Genomic DNA, 7,074 nt, shown 5'->3' with positions numbered 1-7,074 from the left:
CGCCCTGCAGGCGCAGCAGGAAGGGCCGCACGAACAGCAGGAAGGTCACGAAGCTCGACACCGGATTGCCGGGCAGGCCGAGGAAGTAGGCAGCGCCAGTGGCGCTGCTGACGCCGGACCCTTTGCGTCCGTCGCCCCGGTTGACTTCACCGAAAGCCAGCGGCTTGCCCGGCTTCACGGCGATCTGCCACATGTTCAGCCGCCCTTCCGCTTCGACCGCCGGCTTGATATGGTCTTCCTCGCCCACCGAGACGCCGCCCGAGGTGATGATCAGGTCGTGCTGCCTGGCCGCCGCGCGCAGGGTGTCGCGGGTAGCCTGCAGCGAATCCGGAACGATGCCGTAGTCGGTGAATTCACAGCCGAAGTTCTCCAGCAGGCCGCGCAGGGTAAAGCGGTTCGAGTTGTAGATCGCGCCAGGCTTCAAGGGCTCGCCAGGCATCGCCAGCTCGTCGCCAGTAAAGAATACGGCCACGCGCAGGCGGCGCCGCACCGGCAGCTCGGCCAGGCCGACGGACGCGGCCAGCCCCAGTTCCTGGCTGCGCAGGCGGGTGCCGGCCGGCAGGATGACGGCGCCGGCGCGCACGTCCTCGCCCTGGCGGCGGATCCACTCGCCGGACTGCGGCGTGTGCCTGACGGTGACGGTGTCGCCATCCAGCTCGCACTGCTCCTGCATGACGACGGCGTCAGCGCCTTCGGGAATCAAGGCGCCGGTGAAGATGCGCGCCGCGGTGCCGGGTTCCAGGAAGCTGCCGACCTGGCCGGCCGGGATGCGCTGCGCCACCTTCAGTTTTGCGGCACCGCCGGCGCAGTCGGCCGCGCGCACCGCGTAGCCGTCCATCTGGGTATTGTCGGCGCCCGGCACGTCGAGCTTCGAGGCCTGGTCTTCGGCCAGTACGCGGCCGTTGGCTTCCAGGGTCGGCACCAGCTCGACCTCGGACACCGGCCGCGCGGCGGCCAGCAGGAAGTCGAGGGCTTCCCGCACGGGCATCAGCGGCTTGCGCGCCGGCGCGGCGACTGCGCTCATTGCGCGGTCCTCTCCGCGATATACGCCTTCATCTGCACGACGTCCGGCTTCATGACCACGAAGCGCTGCGGCAGCGCCTCGATGTTCTCGAAGCCGGCCGGGCGCTCGGCGTCCGCGCCCAGGGCTTCGAGGATGGTCTCATTGAACTTGGCCGCCAGCGCGGTCTCCAGCACGATCATCGGCACGCCGGGCGCGAGGTGCTCGCGCGCGACCTTGATGCCGTCGRCCGTGTGGGTGTCGATGGTGATGCCGTAGTCGTCGAAGACTTCGCGGATGGTGTTCAGGCGATCTTCATGCCTCGAGCAGCCCGAGACGAAGCCATATTCCGCCACGCGCTTGAACTCGTCGCCGTCGCTGCCTGGCGCGCCCGACAGGTCGAAGCCGCCGTGGGTCTCGACTTTCCTGAACAACGCGTGCGTGCGCCCGGCGTCGCGGCCTACCAGTTCGTAGACGAAGCGCTCGAAGTTCGAAGCCTTCGAGATGTCCATCGACGGGCTGCTGGTATGGAAGGTCTCGGCCGGCTTGCGCACGCGGTAGACGCCGGTGCGGAAGAACTCGTCCAGCACATTGTTCTCGTTGGTCGCCACCACCAGCTTGTCGATCGGCAGGCCCATCATGCGGGCGATGTGGCCGGCGCAGATATTGCCGAAGTTCCCCGAGGGGACGGTGAACGAGACTTTCTGCTCGTTCGAAGTGGTCGCCTTCAGGTAGCCGCGGAAGTAGTAGACCACCTGGGCCACCACGCGCGCCCAGTTGATCGAGTTGACGGTGCCGATCTTGTGGCGGGCCTTGAATTCGAGGTCGTTCGACACCGCCTTGACCAGGTCCTGGCAATCGTCGAACACACCCTCGACGGCGATGTTGAAGATGTTCGGGTCCTGCAGGCTGAACATCTGCGCGGTCTGGAAGGCGCTCATCTTCGCGTGCGGCGACAGCATGAAGACGCGGATGCCGCGCTTGCCGCGCATCGCATATTCGGCCGCGCTGCCGGTGTCGCCGGAGGTGGCGCCAAAAATGTTCAGCTCATCCTCATTCTTGGCCAGCGCATACTCGAACAGGTTGCCGAGCAGCTGCATGGCCATGTCCTTGAAGGCCAGGGTCGGGCCGTTCGACAGGCCCTGCAGGATCAGTTTGCCCTTGACGCCCTCTTCGAGCACGCGCAGGGGCGTGATTTCGGCGGCCGACTCGTCGGCGCGCGCATTGCGGTAGACCTCGGCCGTATAGGTTTTCGCGGTCAGGGCCTTCAGGTCGGCTTCCGGGATGTCGGTGGCGAATTTGCGGAGGATCTCGTAGGCCAGGTCGGCGTAGGCCAGCTGCCGCCAGGCGTYGAGCTCGGCGCCGGTGACCTGCGGGTAGTCGGCCGGCAGATACAGCCCGCCGTCCGGCGCGAGGCCGCCCAGCAGGATGTCGGAGAAACCTTGGGGATTGCGTGCTGCGGACGCGCTGGTCGCGCGGGTGGAGACATAGTGCATACGGTAAGGAGGATCGAAGTTGGCGGGCGTTGACTATTTATTATAGTGCGCCTGCAGCAAACTTGTCTTTTTACCGAATATTGTTCAGATTGCGGCGCCTGGGCCGGTCATCCCAGCCACCGGCCGGGATGAGCCCAGGCACAAACTCAGCAAGCCGCGTGGTTGACGGTCACCACGTGCACCGCCAGGCCGCCAAGCGAAGTCTCCTTGTACTTGGCCTGCATGTCGTAGCCGGTCTGGCGCATGGTATCGATCACGTTGTCGAGACTGACGAAGTGAGTACCGTCGCCCTTCATGGCCAGCGAGGCCGCGGTGATCGCCTTGATCGCGCCCATGCCGTTGCGCTCGATGCAGGGAATCTGCACCAGGCCGCCGATCGGGTCGCAGGTCATGCCGAGGTGGTGTTCGATGCCGATCTCCGCCGCGTTCTCGATGCGCTCGTTGGAGCCGCCGAGTGCAGCCACCAGGCCGGCCGCCGCCATCGCGCAGGCCACGCCGACCTCGCCCTGGCAGCCGATCTCGGCGCCCGAGATCGAGGCGTTCTTCTTGCACAGCATGCCGATCGCCGCCGAGGTCAGGAGGAAGTCGCGGATGCCCTTTACCGGATCACTCGGACGGCAGTCTTCGGCGTAGTAGCGCAGCACCGCCGGGATGATGCCGGCCGCGCCGTTCGTCGGCGCCGTCACGACCCGGCCGCCGGCCGCGTTCTCTTCATTGACCGCCATCGCGTACAGGGTCACCTGGTGGGTCGCGTCGTGCGGCAGTTCGTTGCGGCGGTTGCCGGCATCGCAGTGCGCCTGCTTCCACAGCTTGGCGGCGCGGCGCTTGACGTTCAGGCCGCCCGGCAGCTGGCCTTCGGTCACCAGGCCGTGGGCGATACAGTCGCGCATCACGTCCCAGATGCGGTCCAGGCCGGCGTCCAGCTCGGCCGCGCTCATGCGCGACAGCTCGTTCGTTCGCAGCATGGCGGGAATGGAGAGGCCGTCGCGCCTGCCGTGTTCGAGCAGCTCGCGCATGGTGCCGAAGGGATAAGGCACGGGCGCCCCTTCGGTCTCCTTGGCTGGCGCCTGGGTCTCGCCGGCAGCCGTGATGAAGCCGCCGCCGATCGAATAGAAGATCCGTTCGATGACGCTGCCGTCGCTCAACTGGAGCACGAAGCGCATGCCGTTCGGATGCTCGGGCAGGGTCGACTGCTTGTGCCAGACCAGGTTGGTCTTGCTGGAGAACGGCACTTCCCTGGTACCCAGCAGCTWGAGCACGCCATCGAGTTCGGCCTCGGCCAGCTTGTCCTCGACGCTGTCCGGATCGATGCCCTGCGGCGTCTCGCCCATCAGGCCCAGGATCACGGCCTTGTCGGTGGCGTGGCCGACGCCGGTCAGGGCCAGCGAGCCATACAGGTGGGCTTCGACGCCGACCGCCTGGCTCAGGTCCCCGCACTCCAGCAGGAAGCGCCGCGCGGCGACCATCGGGCCGACCGTGTGCGAGCTGGAGGGGCCGATGCCGATCTTGAATAAGTCAAATACGCTCATGTCCATGAGCTGTCTCCTGAAAAGCTTCTTTATTATCTTTGGGTCCGGAAGAACAGGACAAGGGCCTGCGCCTCGTAGACGTCAACACTCAGGCAGTCTGTCCGACATCCACATTTTCGAGCATGTCGGCAACCATCTCCTCGACACCGATACTGGCCTTCCAGCCCCAGTCAGCAGTCGCGCGGGCATCGTCCAGGCTCTTCGGCCACGAATCGGCAATCTGCTGGCGGCTGTCCGGCTTGTAGGCGATCCGGAAGTCCGGCAGCTTGCGCTGGATGCTGGCTGCCAGCTCGCGCGGGTTGAAGGACACGCCGGCCACATTGTACGAGGAGCGGATGACCACTTTTCCGGCCGGGGCTTCCATCAGCTCGATGGTAGCGCGGATCGCGTCCGGCATGTAGATCATCGGCAGCGTGGTTTCCGGGCCCAGGAAGCACTCGTAGGTCTCGCCCTTGAGCGCCGAGTGGAAGATGGCGATCGCGTAGTCGGTGGTGCCGCCGCCCGGAGGCGACTTGAAGCTGATGATGCCCGGGTAGCGGATGCTGCGCACGTCGACGCCGTACTTGGCGTGGTAGTACTCGCACAGGCGCTCGCCGGCCAGCTTGCTGATGCCGTAGATCGAGGTCGGATCCATCACCGTGTACTGCGGCGTGTTCTCGGCCGGCGTGTTCGGGCCGAAGGCGGCGATCGACGAAGGCCAGAACACTTTCAGCGGCTTGCCGGCTTCCACGCGCTCGCGGGCGATCTCGAGGATGTTCAGCAGGCCGTCCATGTTCAGCGACCAGGCTTTCAGCGGGGCCTTCTCGCCGGTCGCGGACAGCAGCGCGGCCAGCTGGTAGACCTGGGTGACGCCCTCATCAAGGATGAGGCGGGACACGGCATCGCGGTCCATCACGTCGAGGCGGGTGTAGCGCTGCGCGCCGTACACATTGGTTTCGCTGATGTCCGAAGCGATGACGTTTTGCGCGCCATGCTTTTCCGCCAGCGCGGACACGAGTTCACTGCCGATCTGGCCATTGGCGCCGATGATGAGGATGCGTTCCATTCTTTACCTACCTGTTCTCAGTTGCTTTTAATGATGCCCAGCTCGCGGCCGGCTTGTTCGAAGGCTTTCAGCACGGTGTCGAGCTGTTCGCGGGTATGCGCCGCCGACAGCTGCACGCGGACGCGCGCCTGGCCCATCGGCACCACCGGGTAGAAGAAGCCCGACAGCAGCACGCCCAGTTCGAACATGCGGGCCGCGAATTTCTGCGCCACCGGGGCGTCGAACAGCATCACCGGCACCACCGGGTGGGTGCCCGGCTTGATGGTGAAACCGATGCGCTCGATCTCGCGGCGGAAATAGGCCGTGTTCTCGTGCAGGCGGTCGCGCAGCTCCGTGCTCTTGCCGATGCGGTCCAGCACGGCGATCGACGCACCGGCGATCATCGGCGCCAGCGTGTTCGAGAACAGGTAGGGGCGCGACTTCTGGCGCAGGGTCTCGATGACTTCCTTGCGGCCCGAAGTGAAGCCGCCCATCGCGCCGCCCAGGGCCTTGCCAAGGGTACCGGTGATGATGTCGATCTTGCCCATCACGTTGAAATGCTCGTGGGTGCCGCGCCCTGTCTTGCCCATGAAGCCGGAAGCGTGCGACTCGTCGATCATGGTCAGGGCGCCGTATTTCTCGGCCAGCTCGACGATCCTGTCCAGCTGGGCGATGGTGCCGTCCATCGAGAAGGCGCCGTCGGTGACGATGATCTTGTGGCGCTTGCCGGCGTCACGGGCGGCGATCAGCTGCTTCTCCAGGTCGGCCATGTCGTTGTTGGCGTAGCGGTAGCGCGCGGCCTTGCACAGTCGGATGCCGTCGATGATCGAGGCGTGGTTCAGCGCGTCCGAGATGATCGCGTCGTTCTCGTCGAACAGCGGCTCGAACACGCCGCCGTTGGCGTCGAAGGCCGCCGCGTACAGGATGGTGTCTTCGGTACCGAGGAATTCCGACAGCTTCTGTTCCAGTTCCTTGTGCACGGTCTGGGTACCGCAGATGAAGCGCACCGAGGACAGGCCGTAGCCGTACTTCTGCAGCGCGGCTTCGGCCGCCTTCTGGGTTTCCGGATCGCCGGACAGGCCGAGGTAGTTATTGGCGCACATATTGATCAGCGTACGGCCGTCCGCGGCGACGACTTCGGCGCCCTGGCGCGATGCCAGCACGCGTTCGGGCTTGAACAGGCCCTCGGTCCGGAGCGTGTCGAGTTTGGTCTGGAGGGCGCTATAGAATGCCTGGTCGCTCATTGTCTTCCTCGTCCTTGTATTTTCCGGCTTGACCGGTGGTTATCGGATGTTGTACCGTTGATCCGTTCGTTCGATGTATTGAACCGAGTTCTTTATCTCGAACAAAAATTCAATATATCGAATATTACCCCCGGCCATCGCAGTTGACAAGTGAGTTGGCAAGCAATTGCCAAATAAGCGTAGATGAATAAAGTTGTAACGACACTCGCCCCCGCCACCCCGGCCGGCGCACCGCCCGAAGTCGGCGCCACCCTGCAGCGCCTGCGCCTGGCGCGCGGCCTCACGCTCGAAGACCTGTCGCGCATCGCCGGCGTGTCCAAATCGATGCTGTCCCAGATCGAACGCGAGAAGGCGAATCCGACCATCGCCATCACCTGGCGCCTGGCCAACGCGCTGGGCGTGCAGATCGGCGAACTGCTGTCGTCGGAAGTGCGCAGCACCGACCTGATCCGGGTCGTCGACGCCCACGAGATCCCCACCCTGCCCGGCGCCCACGCCGGCTACTCGCTACGCATCCTCGGCCCGATGGACCTGGCCGGCAAATACGAATGGTACGAGCTGACCCTGCAGCCGGGCGGCGAACTGGCGTCCCAGGCCCATGACCCGGGCACCAGCGAGCACCTGACCGTGGTGACCGGCGCGGTCGAACTGGAAGTGGGACCGGAGAAGAAAAAGGTCAAGCATGGGGCGACGGCGCGCTATCCGGCGGATGTCGCGCATACGATCCGGAATATCGGCAAGACCGAGGCGAAGGCCTTGATGGTGGTGGTGCACCGCTGAG

Annotated in this window: 6 protein-coding genes; 1 reads left to right on the top strand and 5 read right to left on the bottom strand. The window is 65.3% G+C overall.

What is annotated here, in order from left to right; genetic code table 11:
* The 5 genes from AC1DIX_RS17370 to kbl all read right to left on the bottom strand — a co-directional run.
* Window positions 1-1,024 (bottom strand): molybdopterin molybdotransferase MoeA (locus tag AC1DIX_RS17370; protein WP_477326026.1); only part of this gene is annotated, 1,024 nt, incomplete at its 3' end.
* On the bottom strand, window positions 1,021-2,496 hold the full coding sequence (gene thrC / locus AC1DIX_RS17365; protein WP_477326024.1) for a threonine synthase: 1,476 nt from the start codon (window positions 2,494-2,496) through the stop codon (window positions 1,021-1,023). The genes thrC and AC1DIX_RS17370, both read right to left, overlap by 4 nt.
* Window positions 2,497-2,642: 146 nt before the next feature.
* Window positions 2,643-4,031 carry an L-serine ammonia-lyase gene (locus tag AC1DIX_RS17360; protein ID WP_477326022.1) on the bottom strand — a complete coding sequence of 463 codons (1,389 nt, stop codon included), beginning with the start codon at window positions 4,029-4,031 and terminating at the stop codon, window positions 2,643-2,645.
* A gap of 82 nt (window positions 4,032-4,113) precedes the next feature.
* Complete coding sequence (locus AC1DIX_RS17355) at window positions 4,114-5,070, bottom strand: NAD-dependent epimerase/dehydratase family protein (RefSeq protein WP_477326020.1); 957 nt, start codon at window positions 5,068-5,070, stop codon at window positions 4,114-4,116.
* A gap of 17 nt (window positions 5,071-5,087) precedes the next feature.
* A complete protein-coding gene (kbl, locus tag AC1DIX_RS17350; protein ID WP_442122120.1) occupies window positions 5,088-6,293 on the bottom strand; it encodes a glycine C-acetyltransferase in 1,206 nt (401 codons plus the stop codon).
* A gap of 183 nt (window positions 6,294-6,476) precedes the next feature.
* Here kbl and AC1DIX_RS17345 point away from each other — a divergent pair, with 183 nt between their 5' ends.
* Complete coding sequence (locus AC1DIX_RS17345) at window positions 6,477-7,073, top strand: helix-turn-helix domain-containing protein (RefSeq protein WP_442122119.1); 597 nt, start codon at window positions 6,477-6,479, stop codon at window positions 7,071-7,073.
* The last annotated feature ends 1 nt before the right edge of the window (window position 7,074 follow it).

This window comes from Massilia sp. 05N420 (assembly GCF_056397205.1).
The sequence above is the reverse complement of the archived record's forward strand: the minus strand, read 5'-3'. Positions and strand labels throughout refer to the sequence as shown.